Source organism: Nocardioides sp. F233, from assembly GCF_057813895.1.
Genome location: NZ_JBVASH010000012.1, coordinates 1 through 14,906 on the forward strand (window position 1 = coordinate 1; position 14,906 = coordinate 14,906).

General features: G+C 72.0%; 13 protein-coding genes. 2 read left to right on the plus strand and 11 right to left on the minus strand.

Features of this window, described 5'->3' with window-relative positions:
- Positions 1-359: 359 nt before the first annotated feature.
- From argH to argC, 10 genes are read right to left on the minus strand one after another with little or no spacing between them, the layout of a single operon-like run.
- Positions 360-1,787, minus strand: coding sequence for an argininosuccinate lyase (gene argH / locus ACZYRU_RS26610; protein WP_488960125.1), 1,428 nt, complete (start codon positions 1,785-1,787; stop codon positions 360-362).
- Positions 1,788-1,805: 18 nt separating this feature from the next.
- Complete coding sequence (locus ACZYRU_RS26615; RefSeq protein WP_488960126.1) at positions 1,806-2,282, minus strand: NUDIX hydrolase; 477 nt, start codon at positions 2,280-2,282, stop codon at positions 1,806-1,808.
- Positions 2,282-3,712 (minus strand): argininosuccinate synthase, encoded by a 1,431-nt coding sequence (gene argG, locus ACZYRU_RS26620; protein WP_488960127.1) that lies wholly within the window; start codon positions 3,710-3,712, stop codon positions 2,282-2,284. The genes ACZYRU_RS26615 and argG overlap by 1 nt, the downstream gene beginning before the upstream one ends.
- Positions 3,709-4,239: an arginine repressor gene (locus tag ACZYRU_RS26625; protein WP_488960128.1), complete on the minus strand. Its 531-nt coding sequence runs from the start codon at positions 4,237-4,239 to the stop codon at positions 3,709-3,711. Before ACZYRU_RS26625 ends, argG begins: the two co-directional genes overlap by 4 nt.
- 1 nt (position 4,240) lies before the next feature.
- Positions 4,241-5,167, minus strand: coding sequence for an ornithine carbamoyltransferase (gene argF, locus ACZYRU_RS26630; RefSeq protein ID WP_488960129.1), 927 nt, complete (start codon positions 5,165-5,167; stop codon positions 4,241-4,243).
- Positions 5,164-6,381 (minus strand): acetylornithine transaminase, encoded by a 1,218-nt coding sequence (locus ACZYRU_RS26635; RefSeq protein WP_488960130.1) that lies wholly within the window; start codon positions 6,379-6,381, stop codon positions 5,164-5,166. Before ACZYRU_RS26635 ends, argF begins: the two co-directional genes overlap by 4 nt.
- Complete coding sequence (gene argB / locus ACZYRU_RS26640) at positions 6,378-7,316, minus strand: acetylglutamate kinase (RefSeq protein WP_488960131.1); 939 nt, start codon at positions 7,314-7,316, stop codon at positions 6,378-6,380. Before argB ends, ACZYRU_RS26635 begins: the two co-directional genes overlap by 4 nt.
- Positions 7,313-8,464 carry a bifunctional glutamate N-acetyltransferase/amino-acid acetyltransferase ArgJ gene (argJ, locus tag ACZYRU_RS26645; RefSeq protein WP_488960132.1) on the minus strand — a complete coding sequence of 384 codons (1,152 nt, stop codon included), beginning with the start codon at positions 8,462-8,464 and terminating at the stop codon, positions 7,313-7,315. The genes argB and argJ overlap by 4 nt, the downstream gene beginning before the upstream one ends.
- A gap of 26 nt (positions 8,465-8,490) precedes the next feature.
- On the minus strand, positions 8,491-8,928 hold the full coding sequence (locus ACZYRU_RS26650; protein WP_488960133.1) for an ACT domain-containing protein: 438 nt from the start codon (positions 8,926-8,928) through the stop codon (positions 8,491-8,493).
- Positions 8,925-9,971 (minus strand): N-acetyl-gamma-glutamyl-phosphate reductase, encoded by a 1,047-nt coding sequence (gene argC / locus ACZYRU_RS26655; RefSeq protein WP_488960134.1) that lies wholly within the window; start codon positions 9,969-9,971, stop codon positions 8,925-8,927. The genes ACZYRU_RS26650 and argC overlap by 4 nt, the downstream gene beginning before the upstream one ends.
- Positions 9,972-10,052: 81 nt before the next feature.
- Here argC and ACZYRU_RS26660 point away from each other — a divergent pair, with 81 nt between their 5' ends.
- Entirely contained in the window at positions 10,053-11,060 is a 1,008-nt protein-coding gene (locus tag ACZYRU_RS26660) for an ATP-binding cassette domain-containing protein (protein WP_488960135.1), read from the plus strand.
- Positions 11,060-11,893, plus strand: a complete 834-nt coding sequence (locus ACZYRU_RS26665) for an ABC transporter permease (RefSeq protein WP_488960136.1) — start codon at positions 11,060-11,062, stop codon at positions 11,891-11,893. The genes ACZYRU_RS26660 and ACZYRU_RS26665 overlap by 1 nt, the downstream gene beginning before the upstream one ends.
- On the opposite strand, the gene ACZYRU_RS26670 is transcribed toward ACZYRU_RS26665, so the two are convergent.
- A complete protein-coding gene (locus tag ACZYRU_RS26670; RefSeq protein ID WP_488960137.1) occupies positions 11,875-14,781 on the minus strand; it encodes an ATP-binding protein in 2,907 nt (968 codons plus the stop codon). The two genes, ACZYRU_RS26665 and ACZYRU_RS26670, sit on opposite strands and share 19 nt — an antisense overlap.
- Positions 14,782-14,906 lie beyond the last annotated feature (125 nt).

Sequence of the window (14,906 nt, forward strand, 5' to 3'; positions counted from 1 at the left end):
CTGACAAACTTGTCATCAGAATCATCATTGCCGAAAACACACACCCAACCCTTACGGATCGAGTGCACACAAACGTCACAACAATCTATGCATGACACACTGTTGAGTTCTCAAACATCACACGCACTCGCGCTTCGGCCCATCGGGCTTCGGTCGCGGGGCAACCTGTGAAACATTAGTGGTTCGTCTTCCGCTCGTCAACTCCGGGCTACCGGAGCCTCAGACCGGGTCTGAACCGTGCTGCGGACGCGCCGAGATCCTCGTGTTTGGGGCCTGGCCCCGGAGGTTCTCGCTGCGTTCCCCGCAACGAGTGGAACATTAACAGGACGCGTCCTGGTCGTTGCAAATCGGGGTGCCGCTCAGCCTGCGGAGCGGGTCTCCTGGACGCGTTTGCGCAGGTCAGCGAGCTGCTCGGCCACGCGGACCGGAGCGGTGCCGCCCCGGCCGTCGCGCGACGCGACCGATCCCTCGACGGTCAGGACGGTGCGGACCTCGGGGGTCAGGTGGGGCGAGATGGCGGCGAACTGCTCGTCGCTGAGCTGGTCGAGCTCGATCCCGAGGCCCTCGCACTCGCGGACGCAGGCGCCGGCGAGCTCGTGGGCGATCCGGAACGGCACGCCCTGCTTCACGAGCCACTCGGCGATGTCGGTGGCGAGCGAGAACCCCTGGGGAGCCAGCTCCCCCATCCGGTCGGTGTCGAACACGAGGGTCGCGACCTGGCCGGTGAAGGCGGGAAGCAGCACCTCGAGGGTGTCGACGGAGTCGAACACCGGCTCCTTGTCCTCCTGGAGATCGCGGTTGTAGGCGAGCGGGAGGGCCTTGAGCGTGGTGAGCAGGCCGGTCAGGTTGCCGACGAGGCGTCCGGCCTTGCCGCGGGCGAGCTCGGAGACGTCGGGGTTCTTCTTCTGCGGCATGATGCTCGACCCGGTCGACCAGGAGTCGTGGAGCGTCGCGAAGCCGAACTCCTTGGTCGCCCAGAGGATGACCTCCTCCGCGATCCGGCTGACGTCGATGCCGGTCTGGGCGGCGACGTAGGCGAACTCCGCGACGAAGTCGCGCGACGCCGTGCCGTCGATGGAGTTGGCGGTGGAGCCGGTGAACCCCAGCTCGCGGGCGACCAGCTCGGGGTCGAGGCCGAGGCTCTGGCCGGCCAGCGCGCCGGAGCCGTAAGGCGAGTCGCCGGCCACGCGCCGGCGCCAGTCGCCGAGCCGCTCGACGTCACGGAGCAGGGCCCAGGCGTGCGCGAGCAGGTGGTGCGAGAGCAGCACCGGCTGGGCGTGCTGGAGGTGGGTGCGGCCCGGCATGATCGCCGGTCCCCCGTCGACCGAGGTGAGGTGCTGCTCGGCCTGCCCGGCGAGCGCGTCGACCAGGTCGAGGACCAGCTCACCCACCGTCACCGAGTGGTCGAGCAGGTAGCAGCGGAAGAGGGTGGCGATCTGGTCGTTGCGCGAGCGGCCGGCGCGGAGCTTGCCGCCGACGTCGGGACCGACCTCCTCGATGAGGAGCCGTTCGAGGGCGCCATGCACGTCCTCGTCGGAGGGGTCCGGCTGCAGGGAGCCGTCGGTGAACCTGGCGGCGAGGACGTCGAGGCCGCGGTGCAGCTCGGCCTCCTCGTCGGTGGTGAGCAGGCCCGCGGCGCCGAGCGCCTTGGCGTGGGCGTGGGAGCCGGCGATGTCGTACAGACCCAGCCGCCAGTCGAAGTGCGTCGAGCGCGACAGCGCGTCCAGCTCCGGCGAGGGTCCGCCCTCGAAGCGTCCGCCCCACAGCTTGCCGGTGTTGGTGCTCATTGCGCTGGTTCCGTCCTGTCAGTTCTGCCGGACGTGCGCGATCGCCGCCCGCATCTGGTCGATCAGCCGCGGGTCCACCGCGCGGCCGTCACGGTCGAGCTCCTCGGGGGTCCACCAGGCCGCGTCGAAGATCGACTGCGACTCCAGCAGGTCCAGGCCCGCGAAGCTGATCGCTCCTGCATCCGTCTCGTCGAGCGCGACCGCGAACAGCGTCGACTCGTTGACGTAGTCACGCCCGTCCCACGAGAACTCCACCTCGAAGGTGCCGTACGGCTCACCGAGCGCGGCGGGCGCGACGACCACACCCGTCTCCTCGCGCAGCTCGCGGGCCGCCGCCTCGGCGAGGGACTCCCCCGCGTCGGCGGCTCCCCCGACGGTGAACCAGTACCGGACCTCCGGCACGGCCGGGTCGCACCCGAGCAGCAGCAGGACCTTGTCCTCACTGCTGACCGGGAGCACCCGGGCCACGGTGCGCCTGGTGGGCTCGTGGTGCATCAGTCGGTCCCGAGCTCCATCGCCACGTCCTCGAGGATCGCCTCGCCCTCGTCGCCGCCCTCGGGGTTGGCGGTGATCTGCTCGTAGCCACCCGCGGGGAGCTCACCGAACAGGGTGCCGTTCTCGACGAGGACGGTGCCCTGGTCGAGCGGCTGGCCGGCGTACGCCTCGAGCTTGGCGCGCGAGTCGGCGATGTCGAGGTTGCGCATCGTCAGCTGGCCGATCCGGTCGGTCGGGCCGAAGGCGGCGTTCTCGACGCGCTCCATGGACAGCTTCTCCGGGTGGTAGGAGAAGTTCTCGCCCTCGGTGCGCAGGATCGTGTAGTCGTCGCCGCGACGCAGGCGCAGGGTGACCGTGCCGGTGACGAGCGAGGCGATCCAGCGCTGGATGGACTCCCGCAGCATCAGCGCCTGCGGGTCGAGCCAGCGGCCCTCGTAGAGCAGGCGGCCGAGCTTGCGGCCCTCGAGGTGGTAGTTCGCGAGGGTGTCCTCGTTGTGGATCGCGTTGAGCAGGCGCTCGTACGCCGCGAACAGCAGTGCCATGCCGGGCGCCTCGTAGATGCCGCGGGACTTGGCCTCGATGATCCGGTTCTCGATCTGGTCGGACATGCCGAGGCCGTGGCGACCGCCGATGGTGTTCGCCTCGGTGACCAGGGCCACCGCGTCGTCGTACCGCCGACCGTTGATGGCGACGGGGCGACCGGCCTCGAAGGTGATGGCGACGTCCTCGGTCTCGATCGCGACCGACGGGTCCCAGAACTTCACGCCCATGATCGGCTCGACGATCTCGAGCGAGACGTCCAGGTGCTCGAGGACCTTGGCCTCGTGGGTGGCACCCCAGATGTTGGCGTCGGTGGAGTAGGCCTTCTCGGTCGAGTCGCGGTAGGGCAGGCCGTGCTCGACGAGCCACTCGCTCATCTCGTGGCGGCCGCCGAGCTCGTTGACGAAGTCGGCGTCGAGCCACGGCTTGTAGATCCGCAGCTCGGGGTTGGCCATCAGGCCGTAGCGGTAGAACCGCTCGATGTCGTTGCCCTTGTAGGTCGAGCCGTCACCCCAGATGTTGACGCCGTCGGCCTGCATCGCGCGGACCAGCATGGTGCCGGTGACGGCGCGGCCGAGCGGGGTGGTGTTGAAGTACGCCTTGGCGCCGGAGCGGATGTGGAAGGCACCGCACGCCAGGGCGGCGAGGCCCTCCTCGACGAGCTGGGGCTTGATGTCGACGGCACGGGCGATCTCGGCGCCGTACTGCTTCGCACGCGCGGGGACACCCGCGATGTCGGGCTCGTCCGGCTGACCGATGTCAGCGGTGTAGGTGCAGGGGATCGCACCCTTGTCGCGCATCCACGCCACCGCGACGGAGGTGTCGAGGCCGCCGGAGAAGGCGATACCGACGCGCTCTCCCTGGGGAAGGGAGGTCAGGACCTTGCTCAACTCTGTGAATCCTTTCGGGTGTCGCCCTCGGCGAGTGCGGTGAACTTGTGGGCCAGGGCGTCTCCCCCGGCGGGATCGCGCCCGATCACGAGCACAGTGTCGTCCCCGGCGATGGTTCCGAGCACGTCGGCGAGCTCGACCTTGTCGATCGCGCTGGCCAGGAACTGGGCCGCGCCGGGCGGGGTGCGGAGAACGACCAGGTTGGCGCTGCCCTCGGCGCTGACCAGCAGCTCGGAGGCCAGCCGGGAGAGGCGGTGCTGGGAGGCGGCGCTCTCCCCCGTCACCGGGGAGCGGTTGCCGCCCTCGGCGGGGACGGCGTACACGAGGGTGCCGGTGGTCGAGCGGACCTTGACCGCGTCGAGCTCGACGAGGTCGCGGCTCAGGGTGGCCTGGGTGACGTGCACGCCCCGGCTGCCCAGCAGGTCGGCGAGCTCGGGCTGGGAGCGCACCTCGCGGGTCTCCAGGAGCTCGACGACGATCGCCTGCCGGGCGCTCTTCGTCATCGGGGTCAGGGCGTGCTCGCTCATGTCAGGACCGCTTGCCCTCGAGCCAGGTGAGGATCGCCTTCTGGGCGTGGCGGCGGTTCTCGGCCTCGTCCCACACGACGCTCTGCGGACCGTCGAGGACCTCGGCGGCGATCTCCATGCCGCGGTACGCCGGCAGGCAGTGCATGACGACGGCGTCGGGCGCCGCGTCGGCGACGAGCCCGGAGGTGACCGCCCAGGGACCGAAGACCGCGCGGCGGGCATCGCGCTCGTCCTCCTTGCCCATCGAGACCCAGGTGTCGGTGATGACGATGTCGGCACCGGCGACGGCGTCGCGCGGGTCGGCGACGGCGGCGCCGGAGCCGCCGGTGGCAGCGCCGATCTCGTTGGCGCGGGCGAACATGGCCTCGTCCGGGACGTAGCCGTCGGGCCCGCTGATCCGCACGTGCATGCCGGCGGTGGCGCCGGCGAGCAGCCAGGAGTTGCCCATGTTGCAGGCGCCGTCGCCGAGGAAGGCAGCGGTCAGACCGGCCAGGTCGCCCTTGTGCTCGCGGATGGTGAGTAGGTCGGCCAGCAGCTGGCAGGGGTGGAACTCGTCGGTGAGGGCGTTGACGACCGGTACGCCGGCGTAGGCCGCCATCTCGTCGAGGTTCGTCTGGGCGTAGGTGCGCCACACGATCTGCGAGGCCTGGCGGCCGAGCACCCGGGCGACGTCGGCGACCGACTCGCGCTTGCCGATGCCGGCGAGCGTGCCGTCGACGAGCATCGGGTGGCCGCCGAGCTCGGCGATGCCGGCGGCGAAGGAGGCCTGGGTGCGCAGGGTCGGCTTGTCGAAGATCATCGCGACGGTGCGCGGACCGGCCAGCGGCTGGTGGCCGTAGGGCTCGGCCTTCAGCTTGGCCGCGAGGTCGAGGACCTCGGCCTGCTCGGCCGGGGTCAGGTCGTCGTCGCGGAGGAACGAGCGAGTCATGCGGTCACTCCGGCCGGGTCGAAGGCGTGGTCGAGGATCGCCGGCCAGGCCGCCGCGAACGCGGCGACGTCGGCGTCGGCGAGGTTGAGGGGCGGGGCCATCCGGACCCGCTCGGGGGTGGCGGCGTTGAGGAGGAAGCCCGCATCCTGAGCGGCCGTCACGACCTCGGCGGCCTTCGGCTCGGCGAGGGTCAACCCGACGAGGAGGCCCTCGCCGCGCGTCTCGACGACGCGGGGATCGGCGCCGGCGACCTTGCGCAGCGCGGCGCCCTGGGCGGTCGCGCGGGCGAGCAGGTCCTCCTCGGCGATCACGTCGAGCACGGCGAGCGCCGCGGCCGCGGCGACCGGGTTGCCGCCGAAGGTGGTGCCGTGGTTGCCCGGGTCGAAGAGCTTGCCGGCGCCGTGGGTGGCCAGGCAGGCCCCGATCGGGATCCCGCCGGCGAGGCCCTTGGCGAGGGTGACGATGTCAGGCGTGACCGGGGCGTCGACGAGGGCGGGGTTCTGGTGGGCGAACCACGTGCCGGTGCGGCCGACGCCGGTCTGGATCTCGTCGAGCCAGAGGAGTGCGCCGTTCTCGTGGGCGATCCGCTGCGCGGTCGGCAGGTAGTCACGCGGCGGCACGATGACGCCGGCCTCCCCCTGCACCGGCTCGACCAGGATCGCCGCGGTGTCGCGGTCGACGGCGGCCTCGAGAGCGGCGGCGTCGCCGTACGGGACGAAGACGACGTCACCGGGCAGCGGCTCGAAGGGCTCGCGGTAGGCGAGCTTCGAGGTCAGGGCGAGCGCGCCCATGGTGCGGCCGTGGAACGAGCCCTCGGTGGCGACGATCTTGGTGCGGCCGGTGCGCCGGGTCAGCTTGAACGCGGCCTCGTTGGCCTCGGCGCCGGAGTTCGTGAAGAACACCCGGGCCTCGGTGCCGAGGAGACCCACGAGCCGCTCGGCGAGCGTGATCTGCGGGCCGCTGGCGAAGAAGTTCGAGATGTGGCCGAGGGTCTGCAGTTGCTCGGTGACGGCGGCGACCAAGCGCGGGTGGCCGTGGCCGAGCGCGTTGACGGCGATGCCGCCGAGCAGGTCGACGTACTCACGGCCGTCGGCGTCCCAGACGTGGGCGCCCTCGCCGCGGACCAGGACGGTCTTGGGCGGGCCGAAGGTGTTCATCAGCGCACCGGCGTAGCGCTCGGTCCACTCCCGGTTGCCGGGCTCGGTGGCGGTCACTTGAGGGCCTCCCGGGCCTTGCGGGTCTTGGTGGTGACTCCGGGCAGCACCTGCGTGCCGACGCCCTCGTCGGTGAACAGCTCGAGCAGCACGGCGTGCGCCTGGCGCCCGTCGACGACGGTCGCGCGCTTCACGCCGTCGCGGACCGCCTGCAGGCAGGCGCTCATCTTCGGGATCATGCCGCTGGCGAGCGAGGGGAGGATCTCCTCCAGCGCCTCTGGGCTGATCTCGCCGATGACCTCCTCGGGGTCCGGCCAGTCGAGGTAGAGGCCCTCGACGTCGGTGAGGACGAGCAGCTTCTCGGCGCCGAGGGCGGCGGCCAGCGAGGCCGCGGCGGAGTCGGCGTTGACGTTGTGGACGACACCGTCGACGTCGGGCGCGACGCTGGACACGACCGGGATCCGGCCGGCCTCGATCAGGTCGAGGACCGCCTCGGGGCGGACCTGGGCGACCTCGCCGACCAGGCCGAGGTCGACCTCCTCGCCGTCGACGATGGTGCCGGTCTGCTCGGCGGTGAAGAGGCCGGCGTCCTCGCCGGACAGACCGACCGCGAGCGGGCCGTGCTCGTTGATCAGGCCGACCAGCTCGCGCTGGACCTGGCCGACGAGCACCATGCGGACGACGTCCATCGCCTCGGGCGTGGTGACCCGAAGGCCGCCGCGGAACTCCGACTCGATGCCGAGCCGGTCGAGCATGGTGGAGATCTGGGGGCCGCCGCCGTGCACGACGACCGGGCGGAAGCCGGCGAAGCGCAGGAACGCGATGTCCTCGGCGAAGGCGCGCTTGAGGGTCTCGTCGGTCATGGCGTTGCCGCCGTACTTGATGACCACGATTTTTCCGTGGTACGCCTTCAGCCAGGGCAGCGCCCCCGCGAGGGTGTGGGCCTTGAACTGGTCGGGCTTGCCGGGCTCGTGGGACTCGGTGTCGTCGCTCATGAGGAGTACGCGCTGTTCTCGTGGACGTAGGCGTGGGTCAGGTCGTTGGTCCACACGGTGGCCTCGGCGTCACCGGACTTCAGGTCGATGGTGACGGTGACCTTCCGGTCGGACAGGTCGACGAGCGACGGATCCTCGGCCGGCGTGCTGTTGCGGCACACCCAGATGCCGTTCATCGCGACGTCAAGGTTCGCGGGGTCGAACGCGGCCTGCGTCGTACCGACGGAGGCGAGGACCCGACCCCAGTTGGGGTCCTTGCCGAAGACGGCGGCCTTGAACAGGTTGCTCCGGGCGACGCTGCGGCCGACCTCGACCGCGTCGTCCTCGGACGCGGCGTTGAGCGTGGTGATCGCGATCTCGTGGTCGGCGCCCTCGGCGTCGGCGAGCAGCTGGACCGCCAGCGAGCGGCAGACCTCGGTGAGCGCAGCGGTGAAGTCGGACAGGCCCGGCGTCACACCGGACGCGCCGCTGGACATCAGGGTGACGGTGTCGTTGGTCGACTGGCAGCCGTCGGAGTCGAGCCGGTCGAAGCTGACCCGGGTGGCGGCGCGGAGGGCGGCGTCGAGGTCGGCAGCGGGTACGACGGCGTCGGTCGTGATCACGACGAGCATCGTGGCGAGGGCCGGGGCGAGCATGCCCGCACCCTTGGCCATGCCACCGATGGACCAGCCGTCACCCTCGACGACGACCTGCTTGCTGACGGTGTCGGTGGTCATGATCGCCTCGGCCGCGTCGTTGCCGCCCTCGGCGGAGAGCTGCGCGTGGAGGGTGCCGACGCCGTCGAGCAGGGTCTGCCGGTCGTTGACCAGGCCGATCAGGCCGGTGGAGCAGACGACCACGTCACCGGCAGCGATGCCGACGAGCTCGCCGACCTTCTCAGCGACCTGGTGGGTGGTCTGGAAGCCCTCGGGGCCGGTGTAGCAGTTGGCGCCGCCGGAGTTGAGGACGACGGCGCGCACGACGCCGTCCTTGACGACCTGCTCGCTCCACAGCACGGGGTTGGCCTTGCAGCGGTTGCTGGTGAAGACCGAGGCGGAGTCGAACGTGGGGCCCTGGTTGACGACGAGGGCGAAGTCCTTCTTGCCGGTCGACTTCAGGCCGATCGCGGCGCCGGCGGCGACGAAGCCGGCGGGGTGGGTGACGCTCATGGGTTCTGGGGTTCCTTCGGGACGGTTCAGGCAGGGACGGCGGGGGCGACGGTGTGCCCCGATCGTCGCCAGGCCTCCTCGGCCTTGTCTGCCATCCCGGTCGGAACGAGGATCCAGTCGGTGTCGAAGGTGGAGAGGGTGAAGACCGGGATCTCCGCCTCGGCCAGCGGGGTCAGCAGGGCGACCAGGATGCCGACCGCGGACAGGTCGAGCTCGCCGTCGACGCAGAAGGCGGTGAGCGGCTTCTGGTGGCGCGCCTTCTTCGGCACGCTGCGGCCGGCGCAGACCAGCGAGGTCTCGGTCGCCGTCGCGGTGATCGAGAACACCGAGGAGGACTCGGCCCACAGCGGGATCTCGGCCCCGGGGGCGAGCCGGACGACCGCGAGGGTCTCCGGGAAGCGGGACAGCGAGTAGGTGCCCTGCTCGGTCGTCTCGGTCTGCTCGGTCTCGGTCTGCTCGGTCACGGGGCCAGTCCTACGGTGCTCAGGCCCGTGGTCTCGTCGAGACCGAGGGCGAGGTTCATGCACTGCACGGCGGCGCCGGCAGTGCCCTTGGCGAGGTTGTCGATGGCGCCGACGGCGACCAGCCTCCCGGCGGCCTCGTCGACGGTGACCTGCAGGTGCACGGCGTTCGAGCCGAGCACCGACTGGGTCTGCGGCCACTGGCCGGCGGGCAGGACGTGGATGAACGGCTCGTCCGCGTACGCCTTGACGTAGGCGACGTGTGCCTCCTCGGCCGTGACCGGTGCTGCCAGCGGTGCCGAGCAGGTGGCGAGGATGCCGCGGGACATGGGGACGAGCAGCGGCGTGAAGCTGACCTTCACCTCGGCGTCGGTGAGCCGACCGAGGTTCTGGGTGATCTCGGGCGTGTGCCGGTGGACCCCGCCGACGCCGTACGCGCTGGTGTTGCCCATCACCTCGCTGCCGAGCAGGTGGGTCTTGGCTGCCTTGCCGGCGCCGCTGGTGCCGGAGGCGGCCACGACCACGACGTCGGGGAGGACCAGACCGGCGGCGACGGCCGGCGCGAGGGTCAGGGAGGAGATCGTCGGGTAGCAACCGGGTACGGCGACCCGCTTGGCCCCCTGCAGCGCCGCCCGGTTGCCGGGGAGCTCGGGCAGGCCGTAGGGCCAGGTGCCGGCGTGGGCACTGCCGTAGAACTGCTCCCAGGCAGCGGCGTCCTCGAGCCGGAAGTCGGCGCCGCAGTCGATGACGACGACGTCGGGGTTCTGCGCCGTGAGCTGCTCGGCGAGCGCGCCGGACTGGCCGTGCGGCAGGCCGAGGAAGACGACGTCGTGGCCGGCGAGCACCTCGACGGTGGTCGGCTCGAGCACCCGGTCGGCGAGCGGGAGCAGGTGGGGCTGGAGGGCGCCGAGGCGCTCCCCCGCGTTGCTGCCTGCGGCGACCGAACCGATCTCGACGTCGGGGTGGCCCAGCAGCAGCCGCAGCACCTCACCCCCGGCGTACCCGCTGGCGCCGGCGACGGCGACCCTCACCTTGCTCATGTGCATGAACATACAGGGTAGTGCATGAAACCGCGACACCGGTCCACTGAAACCGGAGTGAAAGCGGTGCCCGGCACGCTCGGCCTCATGAACGACATCCTCCACCCTCCCGCAGCGGGACGCGACCTCGCGGTCGATGCCAGCGGCCTGGTGAAGTCCTTCGGGGACTTCCGGGCCGTCGACGGCATCGACCTGCAGGTGGCCCGCGGCGAGGTCTTCGGCGTGCTCGGCCCGAACGGCGCCGGCAAGACCACCACCCTGTCCATGCTCGCGACGCTGCTGCCCATCGACAGCGGCCGCGCTTCCATCTTCGGTGTCGACGTCGCCAGCGAGCCGCACCGGGTGCGGCAGCTGCTCGGCGTGACGGGCCAGTACGCATCGGTCGACGAGAACCTCACCGCCACCGAGAACCTGGTGCTCTTCGCCCGGCTGCTCGGGCACCGGCGGCAGAGCGCGTACACGATCGCCACCGACCTGCTCGAGCGGTTCGGACTCACCGAGGCCGCCACCCGGCAGATCAAGAACTTCTCCGGCGGCATGCGACGCCGGCTCGACCTGGCCGCTTCGCTGATCGCGCGGCCGCCCCTCATCTTCCTGGACGAGCCGACCACGGGCCTCGACCCGCGCACCCGCGGCCAGATGTGGGACACCATCCGCGAGCTGGTGGCGCAGGGTTCGACCATCCTGCTGACCACGCAGTACCTCGACGAGGCCGACCAGCTGGCCGACCGGATCGCCGTCATCGACGCGGGCCGCAAGGTCGCCGAGGGTACGCCGGAGCAGCTCAAGTCCGGCGTCGGATCCTCGACCCTGCACCTGCGGCTGGCCGATCGCGACCAGACCGCGGCCGCGGCCGTGGTCGTCGAGCGGGTGCTCGGCGAGGCCCCGGTGCTCACCCCCGAGGCCGGCGGCCTCAACGTGCCGCTGACCCATGCGGACCAGGCCGGCGACGTGCTCATCGCGCTGCGTCAGGCCGAGCTGTCGATCACCACCGCCACGGTGCGCCAGCCCACCCTCGACGAGGTGTTCCTGGCGCTGACCGGTCACCACAGCGAGACCCACGAGAACGACGACGAGACCGAGGAGGTGGCGTGATGACCACGCTCATCGACACCCACCCGGCGGCCGCCGTACCGCTGTCGCCGGCGGAGCTCTCCGCCCGCCCCACCCTGCGCGACACCGTCGACCAGACGCTGGCGATGGCGTGGCGCTCGACCAAGAAGATGCGCCGCAACCCGGAGCAGTTCTTCGACGTCACCATCCAGCCGCTGCTGTTCACTGCGATGTTCGCCTACATCTTCGGCGGCGCGATCTCCGGCAGCGTCAGCGCGTACCTGCCGCTGATCATCCCCGGCATCCTCGCCCAGACCGCGCTCACGTCCTGCATGGCGATGGGCACGCAGCTGCGCGAGGACATGGACAAGGGCGTCTTCGACCGGTTCCGGTCGCTTCCGATCGCCCGGATCGCTCCCCTCGCGGGTCCCGCGCTGGCCGACGTCATCCGTTACACGATCGCCTCGACGCTGACCATCCTGGTCGGCCTCGCGATGGGCTACCGTCCCGGCGGCGGTGTGCTCGGCACCCTCGGCGGCTGGCTGCTGACCATCGTGGCCGCCTGGTCGCTGGCCTGGATCTTCACCTGGCTGGGCACGGTCGCCCGGTCAGCGCAGGCGGTGCAGGGCATCTCGATGCTGATCATGTTTCCGCTGACCTTCCTGTCCAACGCGTTCGTCCCGGCCGAGTCGCTGCCCGGCTGGCTGGAGGCGTTCGTGAAGGTCAACCCGGTCTCGCACGTGGTCACCGCGTGCCGCGACCTGATCAACGAGGGCCAGGTCACCGCCGAGGTCGGCTGGGCGCTGCTGGGTTGCGCCGCGGTCGTCGCGATCTTCGCGCCGTTGGCGGTGCGGTCCTACTCGCGGAAGTTCTGAGCGCTCCCGACAGCCGGTCCGAACAGGCGGTCGACGACGTCGCGGGCCTCGTCCAGCAGGTCGAGCCCGCGACGTTCGTCGTACCCGGCGTCGATGGTGGCGAGCAGGCCGGGCTCGCGCTCCTCGGCGAGGGTCACGGCGTGCTTCCAGTCGAGGGTCGGGATGAAGCGCGGGTAGGCGCAGCGCTCGGCGAGGACCAGCAGGCGTACGGCGTCCGCGTCGGCCAGGGCCCGCTTGCGCAGGGCCCACATGCCGATCGCGTGCAGCAGCAGCCCGACGACGGGGATGTCGACGTAGCCCTGCTCGCGGCCCAGCACGCGCGGCGCCGCGGCGGTCAGCCAGGCGTAGAGGTCGGCGCCGTCGTCGTCGCGGCCGTGGGCGGCCAGGGCGACGGCGGCGACGCCGTTGCCGTAGATCGTCCAGGGCGCCAGGTCGGCGTCACGGCCCATGCCCGGGAACCGCAGCGCGCTCATCGTGGTCGCCGCCCGGCGCACGATCCGGCAGCCCTCGTCGAGGTCGCCCCGGGCGAAGGCGATCTCGGCGCGGGTGGCGAGGACGGTGCCCTCCGTCCCGATGCCACCGCTGTAGTCGCCGTCGGCGTACGCCGCCACGTCGTCGAGGACCCGCTCGGCGGCGTCGGGGTCGTCACGCATCAGGGCGGCGACCGCGGACACGGTCATCGCCTGGAGGGCGTCCTCGCGGGCGCCGAGGCGGGAGAGGACCGGCGCTGCCGCGCGGGCGTGGGGCTCGGCGCGGTCGACCACGCCGAGCTGGCTGTAGAGACCGGCGAGCTGCGTGTGCAGCACCGCGCGGCTCCACGGGCCGGTGTCCTCGGTGACCACCTCGAGCGCCTGCTCGGCCGCCTCGATGGCGCCCTCGATGTCGCCGGTGTTCTCGCGAGCGTGGCTGCTCCACTGCAGGGCGACGCCACGGACCATCGGGTCGGCGGACTCCAGCGCCTCGGCGGCGTCGTGGGTGTTGCCGGAGTCCCGGGCGCCCAGGACGACGGTGACGATCGCTGCGATCCGCGGGCTCGTCGTACCGGGGCCGAGGGCGGACAGGTGGGCGTGCACCTCGGTGAGCACGTCGAGCTGGGCGACCCACGAGTTGACCAGGGTGAGGGACAGCGCCGCCCGGGTCTGGTCGGCGCGCTCGGGTCCGGGCTCGTAGCCGGCGACGGCAGCGGCGAGCGGCTCACACAGCATGATCACGCGGGCGTGCTCGCCGCGGATGCTCCAGAAGCCGCCGAGGAGCGCCATCAGCGCGACGGCGGCGTCGGGGTCGGGAGCCGCGAGCGCCTTGCGCAGGGCGTCCGCGAGGTTGTTCTCCTCGACGGCGACGGCGTCGATGGTGGCCACCTGCTCGCGCGAGAAGATCGCCGGTCCGAACCGGTCGGCGTACGCGACCGCCCAGGCCTGGTGGGCCGCCTGCGCCTCGGCCTGCTCCCCCGCGTCGACCAGCTGCATCCGGCCGAACTCGCGAACCGTCTCGAGCATCCGGTAGCGCAGCGGCCCGCCGGCGCCGGGGTCGAGGACGGTCAGGAGGGACTGGGCGACGAGCTCCTCGACGGACGCGAGCGCGTCGTCGCCGAGCAGGCGCTCGGCCGCCCCGAGGGTGAAGCCGTCCTGGAAGACGGAGAGCCGGCGCAGACCACGGCGGTCGCGCTCGGCGAGCAGGTTCCAGGACCAGTCGATGACCGCGAGCAGCGTCTGGTGACGGTCGGGAGCGCTGCGGTCACCGCCGCGCAGGAGTGCGAAGCGGTTCTCGAGGCGGGCGGCGATGTCGTCGACGGACATCGCGCGCACCTTGACGGCCGCGAGCTCGATCGCGAGCGGCAGGCCGTCGAGGCGCTCGACGATCTCGTCGACGGCAGCCGTGGGCAGGACGACACCCGGTCGGGCCGCGAGGGCGCGCTGGCGGAACAGGTCGGCGGCGTCGGCCGGCCCGAGCCGGCTGAGCTCGAAGACGTGCTCAGCGGCGATGGCGAGCGGAGCCCGCGTGGTGGTGAGCACCCGCAGCGCCGGGGTGACGGCGACGAGGAAGGCGACCAGGTCGGCAACCGCCTCGACGAGGTGCTCGCAGTTGTCGAGGACCAGCAGGGTCGGGGCCTGGTCGAGCTGCTGCGCGATCCGGGAGCGGATGTCGCGCTGCTGCTCGACGGTGAGGCCGTGCCGACCGATCAGGGAGTCGCGGACGCCGAGCGCCGAGCCCACCTCGGCGACGACATCGGCCGGGTCGACGACGCCGACGAGCTCGACGACGTGGACCACGGGCTGGTCGGCCTCGGCCGCGACGAGCTGGGCCAGTCGGGTCTTGCCGAGCCCGCCGGGGCCGAGGATCGACACGACGCGGTGGGAGCCGACCAGCCCGCGCAGCCGGGCGAGGTCGTCGGTACGGCCGACCAGGCTGCTGGCGTAGTGGGCCAGGCCCGAGCGGACAGGGCGGTCGAGGAGCATCAGCTCGTGGTGGAGGGCCTGCAGCTCCGGGGCGGGATCGACCCCGAGGCGGTCGGCGAGGCGCACCCGGTGGTCCTCGAAGCGGGTGAGCGCGGCCGGCGCGCCGCGCACTGCGGCCTCGCTGCGCAGCAGCGCGGCGAGGGCGAGGTCGTCGCCATCGGTGCCGCGCGTCTCGAGCAGGGGCAGCGCCTCGTCGTGGCGGCCGAGCGCGGCGAGGATCCGGCCGGCGAGGACGGGATGGTCGTCGAGCTGCGGGAGGTACGCCGCCGCCTCGCTCCAGGCTCCGGCCGCGACGGCCCGGCGGGCGGACTCGACCGCCTGGTCGCTGGCCCACACGTCGACGTCGCCGGTGTCGAGGGCGAGGCGGTAGCCGTGACCGGCACGCTCCACGACGCCGGGCGCGGTCGCGGCCCGCGCACGGGACACGACCACCTGGAGCGCCTTGGTGGGGCTGGCCGGCGGCTCGTCGCCCCAGATCGTGTCGATCAGGGACTCCTCCCCGACCGTCTTGCCCCGGGCGTCGGCCAGGGCCGCGAGCAGCGTGCGCGTCCGGTCAC